The sequence below is a fragment of the Nocardioides sp. URHA0020 genome, assembly GCF_000620705.1.
GTDB lineage: Bacteria > Actinomycetota > Actinomycetes > Propionibacteriales > Nocardioidaceae > Nocardioides.
The window spans coordinates 53,217-67,453 of the sequence record NZ_KK211167.1 but is presented as its reverse complement, the minus strand read 5'-3'; the positions used below and the strand labels follow the sequence as shown (position 1 = coordinate 67,453).

General features: G+C 73.0%; 15 protein-coding genes. 9 read left to right on the top strand and 6 right to left on the bottom strand.

The window, feature by feature from the left end; all coding sequences use genetic code 11:
* The 4 genes from N542_RS0109070 to N542_RS0109055 are packed head-to-tail and all read right to left on the bottom strand — an operon-like array spanning nucleotide 1 to nucleotide 3,290.
* Nucleotides 1-591, bottom strand: a complete 591-nt coding sequence (locus N542_RS0109070; RefSeq protein WP_028643653.1) for a TMEM165/GDT1 family protein — start codon at nucleotides 589-591, stop codon at nucleotides 1-3.
* Nucleotides 591-1,751 carry a nickel pincer cofactor biosynthesis protein LarC gene (gene larC / locus N542_RS0109065; RefSeq protein ID WP_028643652.1) on the bottom strand — a complete coding sequence of 387 codons (1,161 nt, stop codon included), beginning with the start codon at nucleotides 1,749-1,751 and terminating at the stop codon, nucleotides 591-593. Before larC ends, N542_RS0109070 begins: the two co-directional genes overlap by 1 nt.
* Nucleotides 1,748-2,434 carry a nickel pincer cofactor biosynthesis protein LarB gene (gene larB, locus N542_RS0109060; RefSeq protein WP_028643651.1) on the bottom strand — a complete coding sequence of 229 codons (687 nt, stop codon included), beginning with the start codon at nucleotides 2,432-2,434 and terminating at the stop codon, nucleotides 1,748-1,750. The genes larC and larB overlap by 4 nt, the downstream gene beginning before the upstream one ends.
* Nucleotides 2,435-2,444: 10 nt before the next feature.
* Nucleotides 2,445-3,290: a prephenate dehydratase gene (locus N542_RS0109055; RefSeq protein ID WP_442937438.1), complete on the bottom strand. Its 846-nt coding sequence runs from the start codon at nucleotides 3,288-3,290 to the stop codon at nucleotides 2,445-2,447.
* 129 nt (nucleotides 3,291-3,419) lie between these two features.
* On the opposite strand from N542_RS0109055, the gene N542_RS0109050 reads away from it, so the two are divergent.
* From N542_RS0109050 to N542_RS0109040, 3 genes are read left to right on the top strand one after another with little or no spacing between them, the layout of a single operon-like run.
* Complete coding sequence (locus tag N542_RS0109050; RefSeq protein ID WP_028643649.1) at nucleotides 3,420-3,809, top strand: DUF4446 family protein; 390 nt, start codon at nucleotides 3,420-3,422, stop codon at nucleotides 3,807-3,809.
* Nucleotides 3,806-4,465, top strand: a complete 660-nt coding sequence (locus N542_RS0109045; RefSeq protein WP_028643648.1) for an ABC transporter ATP-binding protein — start codon at nucleotides 3,806-3,808, stop codon at nucleotides 4,463-4,465. Before N542_RS0109050 ends, N542_RS0109045 begins: the two co-directional genes overlap by 4 nt.
* Nucleotides 4,462-5,940 carry a DUF6297 family protein gene (locus N542_RS0109040; protein ID WP_028643647.1) on the top strand — a complete coding sequence of 493 codons (1,479 nt, stop codon included), beginning with the start codon at nucleotides 4,462-4,464 and terminating at the stop codon, nucleotides 5,938-5,940. Before N542_RS0109045 ends, N542_RS0109040 begins: the two co-directional genes overlap by 4 nt.
* Nucleotide 5,941: 1 nt before the next feature.
* On the opposite strand, the gene N542_RS26570 is transcribed toward N542_RS0109040, so the two are convergent.
* Nucleotides 5,942-6,826, bottom strand: coding sequence for a MarR family winged helix-turn-helix transcriptional regulator (locus N542_RS26570; protein ID WP_051551551.1), 885 nt, complete (start codon nucleotides 6,824-6,826; stop codon nucleotides 5,942-5,944).
* A gap of 101 nt (nucleotides 6,827-6,927) precedes the next feature.
* Here N542_RS26570 and N542_RS0109030 point away from each other — a divergent pair, with 101 nt between their 5' ends.
* The gene (locus N542_RS0109030) at nucleotides 6,928-8,532 is read left to right on the top strand and encodes an MFS transporter (RefSeq protein WP_051551550.1); all 1,605 of its coding nucleotides are present in this window, start codon (nucleotides 6,928-6,930) and stop codon (nucleotides 8,530-8,532) included.
* A gap of 21 nt (nucleotides 8,533-8,553) precedes the next feature.
* The gene (locus N542_RS0109025) at nucleotides 8,554-9,021 is read left to right on the top strand and encodes a nitroreductase family deazaflavin-dependent oxidoreductase (RefSeq protein WP_028643645.1); all 468 of its coding nucleotides are present in this window, start codon (nucleotides 8,554-8,556) and stop codon (nucleotides 9,019-9,021) included.
* 170 nt (nucleotides 9,022-9,191) lie between these two features.
* Here N542_RS0109025 and N542_RS0109020 read toward each other — a convergent pair whose 3' ends face one another.
* Nucleotides 9,192-10,763 carry a YegS/Rv2252/BmrU family lipid kinase gene (locus N542_RS0109020; protein WP_028643644.1) on the bottom strand — a complete coding sequence of 524 codons (1,572 nt, stop codon included), beginning with the start codon at nucleotides 10,761-10,763 and terminating at the stop codon, nucleotides 9,192-9,194.
* A gap of 74 nt (nucleotides 10,764-10,837) precedes the next feature.
* On the opposite strand from N542_RS0109020, the gene serS reads away from it, so the two are divergent.
* From serS to N542_RS0109000, 4 genes are read left to right on the top strand one after another with little or no spacing between them, the layout of a single operon-like run.
* Nucleotides 10,838-12,103 carry a serine--tRNA ligase gene (gene serS / locus N542_RS0109015; RefSeq protein WP_028643643.1) on the top strand — a complete coding sequence of 422 codons (1,266 nt, stop codon included), beginning with the start codon at nucleotides 10,838-10,840 and terminating at the stop codon, nucleotides 12,101-12,103.
* Nucleotides 12,100-12,933: an HAD family hydrolase gene (locus tag N542_RS0109010; RefSeq protein WP_028643642.1), complete on the top strand. Its 834-nt coding sequence runs from the start codon at nucleotides 12,100-12,102 to the stop codon at nucleotides 12,931-12,933. Before serS ends, N542_RS0109010 begins: the two co-directional genes overlap by 4 nt.
* Nucleotides 12,930-13,427, top strand: coding sequence for a GNAT family N-acetyltransferase (locus N542_RS0109005; protein ID WP_028643641.1), 498 nt, complete (start codon nucleotides 12,930-12,932; stop codon nucleotides 13,425-13,427). Before N542_RS0109010 ends, N542_RS0109005 begins: the two co-directional genes overlap by 4 nt.
* Entirely contained in the window at nucleotides 13,420-14,220 is an 801-nt protein-coding gene (locus N542_RS0109000; RefSeq protein WP_028643640.1) for an HAD family hydrolase, read from the top strand. The genes N542_RS0109005 and N542_RS0109000 overlap by 8 nt, the downstream gene beginning before the upstream one ends.
* Nucleotides 14,221-14,237: the final 17 nt, after the last annotated feature.

Here is a 14,237-nt window from a genome sequence, read left to right as displayed (position 1 = left end):
TTAGGTCAGCAGCTCGTACGCCGTGATCGCGGCCAGCACCAGACAGACCCCGGCCCCGACGTAGTGCAGCACGTGCAGCTTGACGAAGCGCTGGAGCTGGCGCCCGGCGACGACGGCCAGCCCGCTGACGATCAGCAGCGCACTGAGCGCGCCGATGAAGACCGCGACGGGCTCCTCGTACTTCGCCACGAGCGAGATCGTGAGCAGCTGCGACAGGTCGCCCCACTCGGCCGCGAAGAGCACGAGGAAGCTGGCCAGCACCGCGCGCCAGCCGTGCACCGGCCTGGTCTCGATCTCCTCGTCGCTGGCGGCCGCCTCCTGGTGGCCGCGACCCTCCCGGATGAGGATCACCGCGCCGACGAGGAACATCACCCCGGCGGCGGCCTGCACGACCTCCTCGGGCAGGAACGACACCGCGTGGCCGAGCAGCACCGCGACCAGGGTCTGCACGAGGAAGGCGAGGCCGACGCCGATCCAGACCAGGATCGGGCGGTACTTCGTCGCGAGCACCAGCGTCGCGAGGAAGGTCTTGTCGGGCAGCTCGACGACGAAGATCGCGAGGAACGTGAGGCCGATGACGACCGGGTCCATCAGGGGGCCTCTCCGAGATAGGCCCGGCTGAGTGCCGAGGCCTCCGTGAGCACGTCGTTGACCGGGCAGCCGAGCGTGGCCGCGGCCCGGACCACGTGGTCGTACTCGGGCTGTGCGTTGACCACGACGCCCTCGTGGCGGGCGAGCTTGACGTCCACCCGCTGTCCGCCGATCTCGACGACGACGATCTCGCGGTCGAGCGCGTGCTTGGTCAGCGGCTGCTCGCGCAGCCCGATGGTCGTGGTCTGGCGGAAGATCGCGGCGCGTACGGCGTCCGCCGACCCGCTGTCGACCAGCGCGCTGAGGGTGTGGGCCGGGCGGCCCTTCTTCATCAGGATCGGGGTCAGCCAGGCGTCCGAGGCACCCGCCTCGAGCAGCGCCGCGATCACCGCCGGCCAGACGCGCGGGTCCAGGTCGTCGATGTTGCACTCCAGCAGCAGCGGGCCCCCGCCGGTCGAGGCACGGGCCGCGAGGCCCACGAAGAGGCGCACCACGTTGGCGTGCCCCTCGGGGTCACGCCCGCCGGCACCGACCCCGATGGCGTCCACGGACATCGCCGGCTGCGGTCCCCAGGCCGTGGCGAGCGTGGTCAGCAGGGCGGCACCGGTCGGCGTGCAGAGCTCGGTGCGGCCGGGGCCGGCGAAGGTGGGGACGCCACGGAGCAGCTCGGCCACGGCCGGGGGCGGCACCGGCAGGGTGCCGTGCGCGCTCTCGATGGTGCCGGATCCGACCGCGACCGGCGACACCGTCACCGACGTCGCACCCAGGTGGGCGAAGCCGGCGCAGGCCCCGACGATGTCCGCGATCGCGTCGAGGGCGCCGACCTCGTGGAAGTGCACCTCCTCCGGGGTGGTGCCGTGCACCGCGGCCTCGGCGACCGCGAGCCGCTCGAAGACCGACCGCGCGAGGTCGTGGCCGGCGAGCAGCCCCCGGACGTCGCGCCACGTGCGGTGGTGCTGGGAGTCGGCGACGTCGACGTGCACGCGGGTGGCGGCCAGCCCGGCGCGGCGTACCTCCTCGACGCGGAGCGCGACCGGCTCGGGCGACACCTCGTCGACGGCCGACTGCACCACCTCGAGCGGCACGCCGGCCCCGACCAGGGCGCCGAGCAGCATGTCGCCGCTCGCGCCCGAGGACGCGTCGACCCAGAGGTGCGTCATCGGGGCGCGCTCTGCCGGGCGACCCGGGCGGCGTGCACCCCGGCGCCGTACCCGTTGTCGATGTTGACGACCGTGACGCCGGGCGCGCAGGAGTTGAGCATCCCGAGCAGGGCGGCCACGCCGCCGAGGGAGGCGCCGTACCCCACGCTGGTGGGCACCGCGACGAGCGGCACCCCGGTGAGGCCGCCGACGACCGAGGGCAGCGCGCCCTCCATGCCGGCGATCACGACGAGGCAGTCGGCGGCGGCGAGCCGCTCGCGCACGCCGAGCACGCGGTGCAGGCCGGCGACACCGACGTCGTCGACCCGGTCGACCGCCGCGCCGTGGACGCGGATCGTCAGCGCGGCCTCGGCCGCGACGGGCGCGTCCGAGGTGCCGGCGGCGACGACCGCGACGGTGCCGTGCGGCTCGGGCAGGGGACCGAGCGTGACCGCGCGCGCCACCAGGTCGATCGTGGCGTCCGGCAGGGCGGCGGCCACCAGGTCCAGCGCCTCCGGGGTCAGCCGGGTCGCGAGCACGGCGCGCTCGGGGTGCTTGTCGTGGAGCGCGCGCAGGATCGCCACCACCTGGTCGGGGGTCTTGCCGGCGCCGTAGACGACCTCGGGGTCGCCGGTGCGCGCAGCGCGATCGACGTCGACGCGGGCGAAACCGAGGTCTGCGGTGCGGGGGTCGTGCTGGTCCACGTAGGCGAACCTACTGCGAGACCCGCGCGCGGAACGGATCGGCGGGGTACACCCCGAGGATCTTCACCTCGGTGGTGAAGAAGGCGAGCTCCTCGAGCGCGTTGCGGAGTCCGGTGTCCTGGGGATGCCCGTCCACCTCGGCGAGGAACTGGGTCGCGGTGAACTCGCCGCCCACCATGTAGCTCTCCAGCTTGGTCATGTTGACGCCGTTGGTCGCGAAGCCGCCGAGGGCCTTGTAGAGCGCGGCCGGCAGGTTGCGCACGTTGAAGATGAAGCTGGTGACCACCGGACCGTTGCCGGCCGGGGCCTCGACGAGATCGCGCGACAGCACCACGAAGCGGGTCGTGTTGTGGTCCTCGTCCTCGACGTCGTCGGCCAGGATCTCCAGCCCGTAGATCTCGGCCGCGAGCGGCGGGGAGATCGCGGCCTGGGTCGGGTCGCGGAGCTCGGCGATCTCTCGGGCGGCCCCGGCGGTGTCGCCCGAGATGACCGGCGTCAGCCCGTGCTGGCGGATCACCTTGCGGCACTGGCCGAGCGCGTGGACGTGGCTGTGCACGGTGCGGATGTCGTCGATCCGCGCGCCTGGGATGGCCATCAGGCTGAAGCGGATCCGCAGGAAGTGCTCGGCGATGATGTGCAGCCCGGAGTCGGGCAGGAAGTGGTGGATGTCGGCCACCCGGCCCGCGATCGAGTTGTCGATCGGGATCATCGCCAGGTCGGCGTCGCCGGCCTCGACGGCGGCGAAGACGTCCTCGAACGACGCGCACGCCAGCGCCTCCCAGTCGGGGTAGTGCTGCTTGCACACCAGGTGGGAGTTGGCGCCGGGTTCGCCCTGGTAGGCGATGCGTCGGGTCACGCCGGTCATGGTCCCACGCAGGCCGGGTGTCGAGGCGGGCCGCCCGGGGAGCGGCGTCCGCGCGGTCCGGACCGACCGGCTCGGCGGGTCCGGCCAGGTGTCCACCCGCGCCGACCTACTCTCGGACGCGTGGACCTCCTCGCCCTGATCGTCGCCGTCCTCGCCCTGGTCGTCGCGCTGGTGACGCTGCGCCGGGGGAGTCGACCGCGGCGAGGCACCGGCGTCGACGCGCTCCCCGAGGACGTCCAGGGCCTGCGCCAGGAGGTGGCGGCCCTGCAGAGCGAGGCGGTGGACGCGCTGCGCCACCTCGCGGTGGTGCGGTACGACGCGTTCGGCGACATGGGTGGTCACCTCTCGTGGTCGGTGGCGCTGCTCGACACCAGCGGGAGCGGCGTCGTGCTCACCTCGATCCACGGGCGCAGCGACGCGCGCACCTACGCCAAGAGCATCACGGGCTGGACCTGCGAGCAGCAGCTCTCGCCCGAGGAGCTCGAGGCGATCGAGCACGCGCGTCCGTGAGCAGGTCGGGCAGGCCCAGCCGGACGCCGCCACTGCTGCGGGTCCGCGCGCTCACGAAGAGGTTCGGTGACGTCGAGGTCCTCTCCGGGGTCGACCTCACCGTCACGGCGGGCAAGGCGCTGGCCCTGCGGGGGCGCAACGGCGCGGGCAAGTCGACGCTGCTGCGCTGCGTGACGGGGGTGGACGCCCCGACGTCCGGGTCGGTGGAGCTGGACGGGGAACCGGTGGACGAGCGCTCGGTGAGCGTCCGCCGCGACCTGGCGATCGTCCTCGACGACATGGACTTCTTCCCGGACCTGAGCGTCATCGAGCACCTCGACCTCTTCGCCCGGGCCCACGGCGTGGAGGACGCGGACCGCGTCGTCGACGAGGTGCTCGAGGAGGTCCGGCTGACGCCGCAGGCCGCCCAGCTGCCCGGCACCCTGTCATCGGGGCAGCGGCGCCGCCTTGCCCTGGCCAGCGCGTTCGTCCGGCCGCGGCGGCTCCTGGTGCTCGACGAGCCCGAGGCGCGGCTCGACCAGGCCGGGCTGGTCTGGCTCACCGAGCGGCTGCTCCGGGAGAAGGCGGCCGGCCTGGGGATCCTGCTCGCCAGCCACGACCCGGACCTGGTCGCCGCGGTCGCCGACCGGGTGCACGACCTGGACCGACCCGAGTGAGCACCGCCGGCAGGGACGTGCGCGAGCTCCGCGGACAGATCCGGCACTGGCGCCGCGGTCGCGTCGACACCAGCCTCGTGGAGGCGTTCACCGACGCGTACGTCGTCATCTTCTCCGCGATCGTGCTGGGGGCGATGGCCGTCAGCGTGATCGTCAACCTGCGCGTCGGGGCCACGGGCTCCTGCACCGCGCTGTCGTGCCTCGACGCCCGGGACGCCCTCGGCTGGCTCTTCGGGCTGGGCGCGGCCGCCCTCGTCCTCGCGGTCGCCCGGCTGCTCGGGCCGATGCTGGTCTCCCCGGCGGTCGGCACCTGGCTGCTGACGACCCCGCTCGACCGGACCACCCTGGTGCGCGGACGCCTGGCCCTCTCCGCCGTGGCCGGCGCCGTGGCCGCCGCGACCGTCGCTGCTGTCGGCGCCACGCTGAGCGGCTACCCCGCGCCGGTCGTGGGGTGGTTCACCGGCGTCTTCGCGGCCGGGGGCGTGCTGCTGGTCGGGGTCGCCACCGTCGCCCAGGCGCGCCGCCACCCCGCCGTACGCGTGCTGTCCTGGCTGCTCGGCGGCGCCCTGTGGGTCGGGCTGGTCCTGGTCGCGGTCGACGCCGTCCCCTCGACCCTCCGGGCCCCGACGGCCCCGCGCCTCGTGCTCGCCCTGGTGGTGGTCGGGTCGCTGGCCGTGCTCGCCCTCGTCGCCGCCTACCGCGACCTGCGGCTGATCGGGCGCGACCGCCTCGTCTCCGGTGGTGCGCTGCTCCCGGGGCTCTCCGGCGCGCTGGCCAGCCTCGACCTCACGCTCCTCTACGACATCCTGGTCTCCCGGCACTGGCGCGCGCGCAGCTCGGTGCGCGTGGTCCGCGGTCGCGGCACCGGGACGAGCGCGCTCGTCTGGCGCGAGGTGGTCCGGCTGCGCCGGTCCCCGCAGGTGCTGGTCGCGCTCGCCGGGTCGCTGGTCCTGCCCTACCTCGCGGCCACGCTCGGGCTCGGCCACGCGATGCTGCTGGTCGTGACCCTGACGGGGTTCGTGGCCGGGGTCGGTCTGCTCACCTCTCTCCGCGTCCTCTCGCGCACGGCGAGCCTCCTGCGCTGCTTCCCGCTCCCGGCCTCCGCCGTGCGCTGGGCCTGTCTCGGTGTGCCCGGCGGGGTCCTCGTCCTGTGGGGGGCGGCCGCGACGCCCGCGGTCCACGACGCGGTCGGTGGTGCCTGGGCCGACAGCGTGGCGACGGCGCTGGCGTGCGGCCTGGTGGTCGCGACGTCCGCCGTGCGCTGGATGACCAGCCGGCCGCCGGACTACCGGCTTCCCCTGATCACCTCGCCGATGGGTGCGGTGCCGACCTCGCTCTACTTCAGCGTGCTGCGCGGCTTCGACGTGCTCCTGCTCGGGACGGTGCCGCTGCTGGTCGCGCCGACGACGAACGGCGCCGCCGTCTCGGCCGCCCTCATGGCGGCCGTGCTGTCGTTCCTGGTGTCGCGGCCCTGACCTACGGAGCGGTGACGAACCGCACCAGGTAGCCGGTCAGCCGCGTGCGCTCCGCGGGGGTCAGCACGGCGAGCAGCGCCGAGGTCAGCCCGTCGCTCAGCACCCCGGCCTCGGCGGCCACCGTCTCGGCGGCGGGCAGCAGGTGGAGGAGCTGCGTACGCCGGTCCGTGTCCGGCCGGCGCCGCTCGACCAGCCCGCGCCGCTCCATGTCGTCGACCATCTGCACGACGCTCGCGGCACTCACCCCGAGGATCCGGGCCAGCTCGGCCTGCGAGATCGGCCCGGACTCGTGCAGCGCCGCCAGGCAGCCCTTGTGCCGGGGCTCGATCCCGAGCGGGGCGAGCACCGCGGAGAACTCCCGGTGCATCCGGAAGTGCACGCGGGTGATCAGGAAGCCCACGCTCTCGAGCAGGGGCGGGGGCGTGTCCTGCGCGAGCTCCCCCTCCGAGATCCGGACCAGCAGCTGGCGGAGCTCCTCGTGCTCGTCGATCGTGAAGACCGAGGTCAGGGCCTCGTCGAGGTCCTCGACGTGCCGGCGCCAGCGCCGGGCGGCGGCCGCGCCCTCGGCCGTGCGGGTCAAGGCGTACGAGCGGCGGTCGTCGGGGTTGCGGACCCGGGTGACCAGCCCCTGGGCGGCGAGGTCGGCGGCGACCTTCACGACCGTGGTGCGGCTGGTGCTGATCGCCGACGCGATCGACTGCTGGGTCCGGGTCACGCCGCCGGCGAGGGACAGCAGGGCGGCGTACTCGTGCACGTCGACGCCCGGCGGGAGCGTCTCGGCGAGAGCGGCGTGCACCCGCGCCGCGGCGCGCCAGAAGAGATGACCGTCGTTCTGCGCGAGCGAGGGCAGCAGCACCCGGCTCTCGGTCACCTCGGGAATCACCATGCGATCAAGCCCCTGATCGTTAGCCACTTGACGAATTTCCGATCCAGCGTATCGTACTGCAGGTAATCGTTAAGCAGATGATGATTTGGTGGTTGATGAAAATGGCTGACTCGACAGTGCAGGCGGAGCACGGGACCGACCGGGGCAGGTGGTGGACGCTGGTCGCGGTGTGCACCGGGGTCTTCATGCTCCTGCTCGACGTCACGATCGTGAACGTCGCGCTGCCCGACATCCAGGGGCAGTTCGGCGCCTCGCTGTCAGGCCTGCAGTGGGTGATCGACGCCTACGCGCTCAGCCTCGCCGCGCTCCTGCTGACCGCCGGCTCGCTCGCCGACATCTACGGCCGCCGCAAGGTCTTCGTGATCGGCACCGCGCTCTTCACCATCGGCTCGCTGCTCTGCGGGCTCGCGCCGAGCATCGAGTTCCTCGCGATCGCCCGGGCCGCCCAGGGCATCGGCGGCGCGGCGATGTTCGCGACGTCGCTGGCGATCCTCGGCACGACGTACACCGGCAAGGACCGCGGGGTCGCCTTCGGTGCCTTCGGCGCGACCACCGGCGTGGCCGTGGCGATCGGCCCGGTGCTCGGCGGCATCCTGACCAGCGGCCTGTCGTGGCGCTGGATCTTCTTCGTCAACCTGCCGATCTGCCTGGTCGCCATGTTCATCTCGATGACGCGGGTCCAGGAGTCTCGCAACCCGTACGCCGGCCGCCCCGACTGGATCGGCTTCGTCACCTTCAGCTCGGCCCTCGGCCTGCTCGTCTTCGGCCTGATCGAGGCCGGCAAGGACGGCTGGGACGACGGCACCGTGGTGACCAGCCTGGTCGTCTCGGCGGCGCTGCTGGCGATCTTCGTGGTCACCCAGCTGCGTCAGCAGGACCCGATGTTCGACCTGGCGCTGCTGCGGAAGCCCACGTTCACCGCCGGCCTGCTCGCCGCCTTCGGCGTCTCGGCGTCGATCTTCTCGCTGCTGACCTACATCGTGATCTACCTGCAGAACGTCCTCGGCTACTCCGCGGTCGAGACCGGCGTCCGCCTGCTCTTCCTCTCGGCGGCCACCTTCGTCGCCTCGGCCGTCACCGGTCGCTTCATGGACCACCTGCCCACCAAGTGGCTGATCGGGCCGGGCTTCCTGGTGCTCGGCGTCGGCCTGCTGCTGGTGACCGGCATCGACACCGGCTCGGGCTGGACGCACCTGATCCCCGGCCTGGTCGTCTCCGGCATCGGCGTCGGCATGATCAACCCGCCGCTGGTCTCGACCGCCGTCGGCGTGGTCGCCCCGGCCCGGGCGGGCATGGCCTCCGGGGTGAACTCGACCTTCCGCCAGGTCGGCATCGCCACCGGCATCGCGGCCCTCGGGTCGATCTTCAGCCACCAGGTCGCCGCCGGCCTCCAGGACAAGCTCGCGGGCACGCCGGCCGCGGGGCGCTCCGACCAGATCGCCGGCGCCGTCACCGGCGGCCAGGTGGACGCCGTCATCCAGCAGGCGCCCGCGGCCGTACGCCCGGTGCTCGCGAACGCCGCGACCTCCGCCTTCGTCGAGGCGCTCAACCACATCGTGCTGATCGGCGCCGGCACGGCGTTCGTCGTCGGTGTGCTGTGCCTGGTGCTGATCCGGCAGCAGGACTTCGTGGTCCACGGTGGGCCGCCGGCGCCCGCGGGCGACGAGCCGGACGCCTCGCTGTCCGAGGGCGTCGCCACGGCCTGATCCGAGCGCTATCGTCCGGCCATGAACCCGATGCGGTGGATGGCGGTCAAGCTCGGCGCCCAGCCCTGGCTGCCTCGCTACTCAGGGCTGATCGTCGGCACCGACAAGCTCCTGCAGCGGGTCAGCCGGGGACGCGTCACGATCATGATGGCGACCGGTCTGCAGGAGCTGGTGCTGCAGGTGCCCGGCCGCAAGAGCGGGATCCTGCGCTCGACGCCGCTGCTGACGGTGCCGCACGGGGACGGGTGGCTGGTCGTCGGCTCCAACTGGGGCGCGGCCACGCCGCCCGCCTGGGCCGGCAACCTGCGGGTCGCCGACGAGCCGCTGATCACCTACCGGGGCCGGACGATGGCGGTCGACGCGCGCGAGCTCTCCGGGCCCGAGCGCGACGAGAAGTGGGCGGTCGCCGTCGCCGGCTGGCCGAACTACGGGAAGTACGCCGAGCGCACCGACCGCGAGCTGCCGCTCTTCTGGCTGACCCCGCGCTAGGCGCCGGTCCTACGCCGGTCGCGGCTTCGTCCCTCAGCCGCGCGGCTCGCTCGATCACCCTCAGCGGATCCGCTGGCGCGTCTCCGGATCTCGACACGCCGGTCGCGGCTTCGTCCCTCAGCCGCGCGGCTCGCTCGATCACCCTCAGCGGATCCGCTGGCGCGTCTCCGCTACCTCGGGACGCGGACCAGCAGCCGGCCGTGGATGCACTCCATGCGCAGCTCGCGACCGGGGCCGATGGCGTCTCCGTCGAGCTGACGGGGCGTGTCGGAGCCGGTGCGGATGACGATCGTGCGCCCGGTCATCCGGTTCACCAGCTCGTCGGTGCGGGGCCGGCGGGCGAGCACCCGGTAGGCGAGCGGGATCCAGGACAGGAACTTCCGCGGGTGCAGGATCACCACGTCCAGCACGCCGTCGTCGATCGCCGCATCGGGCAGCAGCGGCATGCCCGCCTGGAGGAAGCCGACGTTGCCGACCACGATCGTGCGGGCCCGGTGCTTGGTGAACTCGCCGCCGTCGACCGAGACCTCGACCCGGACGGCGGGGAACATCAGCGACTTCAGGGCCGAGAGCACGTAGGCGAGCCACCCCACGCGCTTCTTGATGTCCTCGTTGACGCCCTCCATGATCGCGGCGTCGAAGCCCATCCCGGCCATCACCATGAAGTGGGTGGCGTCGAAGCCGTCTCCGGAGACCCTCGCCAGGTCGATCGCGCGGTCCTGACCGGTGAGGGCGACGTCGATCGCGGCGCGCAGGTAGAGCGGGATGCCGAGGTTGCGGGCCAGCAGGTTGCCGGTGCCCGCGGGGATGATCCCGACCGGGATGCCGGTGCCGGCGAGCTCGGCGCACACCTCGCGGACCGTGCCGTCACCCCCGCACACCAGCACCAGGTCGGCGCCGGCGACGGACGCGGCGGCGGCCATCCCGGTCCCGGGGTCCTCGATGGTCGTGTAGTGCCACGACGGCGTCGACCAGCCGGTCTCCGCCGCCATCGCGGTCACGATCGACTCGAACTGGCCGACGTCCTCCACCTTGATCGGGTTGAGCACGACCGCGAGCCGGCGGTCGGACACGAAGACCTCGGGCAGCGGCTCGACGCTGGCCGCGTGGCTGCGCGGCAGCGGGTTGTAGAGCGCGATCCCCAGCAGCAGGACACCCAGGCCCAGCAGCACGCCACCGACGACGTCGGAGGGGTAGTGGCGGCCCAGCAGCACCCGGTCGAGGCCGACGACGACGATCGCCAGCGCGACCGCGACGTACGTCAGGCGGCGCACGCTCTTGCGGCGCACCAGCATGGAGACCAGGACGACGACGACGCCGCCCAGGGCGGTGACCGCCGACGCGTGACCCGACGGGAAGGCGCCGTTGTGCAGTAGCGCGTCCGGGTTCTGCCACGAGGGCCGGTCACGCGCGACCACGGCCTTGAGCACGGTCGTCGCGAGTGAGGTCACGATCATCACGCCCGCGGTGAAGATCGCGGCGCGCTGGTAGCGGCGCAGCAGCACCACCACGAGCACCACCGTGTACGCCGTCATCGCGACCGTGCCGAAGGCGATCTCCACCCACCGGAGCACGTCGTGCAGCCACGAGACGTCGGTCGCCCACTCCTGGGACGACTCCCCGCGGTTGTCGATGTCCCACAGCCACTCGGCGTTGTCGACGACCGCGAGGGTGAGCAGGCCGAGGAGGACGAAGCAGAGCGTGGCCCAGCTCAGGACGATGGCGCGGGGACGGTCGAGCACGCCCCGAAGTATGCCGTCCCCCACCGAGGACATCTCCTGCGCGCCCCCGAGGCGACCCCGGATAGCCTGACGGCATGATCGACCCGCGCATCCTCCGAGACGACCCCGACCGCGTCCGTGCCGCCCAAGCCAAGCGCGGCCTGTCCGACGACGTCGTCGACCGCGCGCTGGCCGCCGACACGGCCCGTCGACAGGCGATCGTGGAGTTCGAGGCGAAGCGTGGCGAGCAGAAGCAGCTCGGCAAGCTGATCCCGCAGGCGCAGGGCGCCGAGAAGCAGGACCTCCTGGCCAGGACCAAGACGCTGGCGGCCGACGTCAAGGCGGCCGAGGCCGCGCAGAACGCCGCCGAGGCCGAGTGGCAGGAGGCGGTGCTGAGCATCCCCAACCTGGCCGCCGACGAGGCGCCGGCGGGCGGCGAGGACGACTTCACGCTGATCGAGCGGGTCGGCACGCCGGTGGAGTTCGACTTCGAGCCGCGCGACCACATCGAGCTCGGGCGCCTCCTCGGCGCGATCGACATCGAGCGCGGCGCCAAGGTGTCGGGCTCGCGGTTCTACTTCCTGACCGGTGTCGGCGCGGAGCTCGAGTTCGCCCTGATCAACCTGGCCAACGAGACGGCTCGCGAGCACGGCTTCACCCAGGTGATCGCGCCGTCGATGGTCAAGCCCCGCGCGATGGAGGGCACCGGCTTCCTCGGCCAGGCCGCCGACGACGTCTACCGGATCGAGGGCCAGGACATGTACCTCGTCGGGACCTCCGAGGTCCCGATGGCGGCGTACCACTCCGACGAGATCCTCGAGGGCGCCACGCTCCCGCTGCGCTACGCGGCGTTCAGCCCCTGCTTCCGCAAGGAGGCCGGCTCTCACGGCAAGGACACCAAGGGCATCATCCGCGTGCACTGGTTCGACAAGGTCGAGATGTTCGTCTACACGACCCTCGAGGACTCGTACGCCGAGCACCAGCGGCTGCTCGGCATCGAGAAGGCCTTCCTCGACAAGCTCGAGCTCGCCTACCAGGTCATCGACACCGCCGCCGGCGACCTCGGCACGTCGGCGATCCGCAAGTTCGACTGCGAGGCCTGGATCCCGACCCAGGGCAAGTACCGCGAGCTCACCTCCACCTCCAACTGCACCGAGTTCCAGGCCCGCCGCCTCGACATCCGCGGGCGGTTCGAGGACGGGGTGAAGCCGGTCGCGACCCTCAACGGCACGCTGTGCGCCTCGACCCGCACGATCGTCGCGATCCTGGAGACGCACCAGCAGGCCGACGGCTCCGTGAAGGTCCCGAAGGCGCTGCAGAAGTGGCTCGGGCGCGAGGTCCTGGAGCCCGTCGCGCTGTGAGCACTCCCGACGGCTGGCGGCCCGCCCTGGTCGCCCTCGACATCGACGGCACGATCCTGAAGTGGATCGACGGTGCCGGCACGACGCACGAGGAGATCTCGCCCGCCGTCCACGCCGCCGTCCACCGGGCGCTCGACGCCGGCGCCCACGTCGTGCTGGCCAGCGGACGCTCCCCGCACGGCATGACCGACGTCGCCGACCTGCTCGACCTGTACGACGAGCAGCGCGAGCGGCTCTGGATCGTCGCGTCCAACGGCGCGGTCGTGTTCCGCTACCCGCCGCTCGACGTCGTGCACGAGGAGAAGTTCGACGCCCGCCCCGCGGTCGAGGCGATCCTCGAGCGGCACCCCTCCGCGCTGGTCGCGGTCGAGGAGCGTGGCGTCGGCTACCGGGTCAACTCGCACTTCCCGGAGGGCGAGCTCTCCGGCGACATGATCATCACCGACGTCGCCGACCTGCTGGCCGCCGAGGTGAGCCGGGTGATCATCCGCGACCCGGACGCCACCGCCGACGACTTCGTCGCGCTCGCGGCGGACCTCGGCCTGCACGGCACCAGCTACGTCGTCGGGTGGACGGCCTGGCTCGACCTCGCGCCGGTCGGCGTCTCCAAGGCCTCCGGGCTCGCGTACGTCGCCCGCGAGCTGGGCCTCACCGCCGACGACGCGCTCGCGGTCGGCGACGGCCGCAACGACCTGGAGATGTTCGCGTGGGCGCGCCGGGGCGTGGCCATGGGTCAGGCGATCCAGGTGGTCCTCGACGCCGCCGACGACGTGACCGGCAGCGTGTACGACGACGGACTGGCCACCGAGCTCGACCGGTGGTTCGCGTGAGCCTGCCGCCGACCGTGGCCAGCGAGCGGCTGACGCTGCCGGTGTGGACCCCCGAGGAGGCCGCCGACATCCGGGCCGGCCGGGGCCGCCAGGGGTGGCACCGCGACTACCCGCGCCAGGACGACCGGGACGCGGCGACGATCTACCGGCCCGGCGATCCGTGGGCGCCGCGGCACATCGTCCGCGGCACCACCGCCCTCGGCTCGATCGGCTTCTTCGGCCCGCCGGAGCCCGCGACCGACGGGGTGCCCGAGGCCGAGGTCGGCTACGGGCTGGTCGAGGAGGCCCGCGGCTGGGGCTTCGCGACCGAGGCGCTGACCGCGCTGCTGGCCGAGACCGACGCCGCCGGCGTACGCGTGCGGGCCAGCGTCGAGCCGACCAACAAGGCCAGCATCCGGGTGCTGGCGAAGTGCGGCTTCACCGAGCTGCGCGGTGCCAGCGAGGACGGCGAGCTCGTGATGGCCCGACCGCTGCCGGCGGCGGCCGGTGGCTGAGGTGAAGCCCCGGCTGGTCGCCACCGACCTCGACGGCACGCTGGTCCGCTCCGACGGCTCGGTGTCGGACCGCACCCGGGACGTGCTGCTCGCGGTCGAGGAGCTCGGCGTCCCCGTCGTGTTCGTCACCGGCCGGCCGCTGCGCTGGACCGAGGTCGTCTTCGAGTACGTCGGGTCGCACGGCATCGCCATCGTCTCCAACGGTGCCCTGGTGTGGGACGTCGCCCGCGACGAGCCGCGCACGGTGCGCCCGATCGAGGCGGCGACCGCCATCGCCGTCGCGGCGGACCTGCGCGCCGCCGTCCCGGGCACCACGTTCGCCGTCGAGTCCCTCGACGGCATCGACCTCGAGCCCGGCTTCATGGAGCGCGGCGACCTGCCCGACGGCGTACGACGCGCGCCCCTGGCGGAGCTCTTCGACCGCCCCGCGCTCAAGCTGCTCGCGCGCCACGAGGAGCTCGACCCGGAGGAGTTCTGGGCGCTGGCCGAGGACGTCGTGCAGGGCCGGCTGGTGATCACCTGGTCGTCGTCGACCGCGCTGCTCGAGATCAGCGCGCCCGGCGTCACGAAGGCGTCGACGCTCGCCGTGGTGGCGGCCGGACTGGGTGTCGACGCGGCCGACGTGATCGCGTTCGGCGACATGCCCAACGACCTGCCGATGCTGACCTGGGCCGGCACGTCGTACGCCATGGCCGACGCCCACCCCAGCGTCGTGGCGGCGGCCGACCACGTCGCGCCCGGCCACGACGAGGACGGCGTCGCGCAGGTCCTGGCTGGTGTCTTCGGGCTGTGATCTGTTAGATGGGCGCC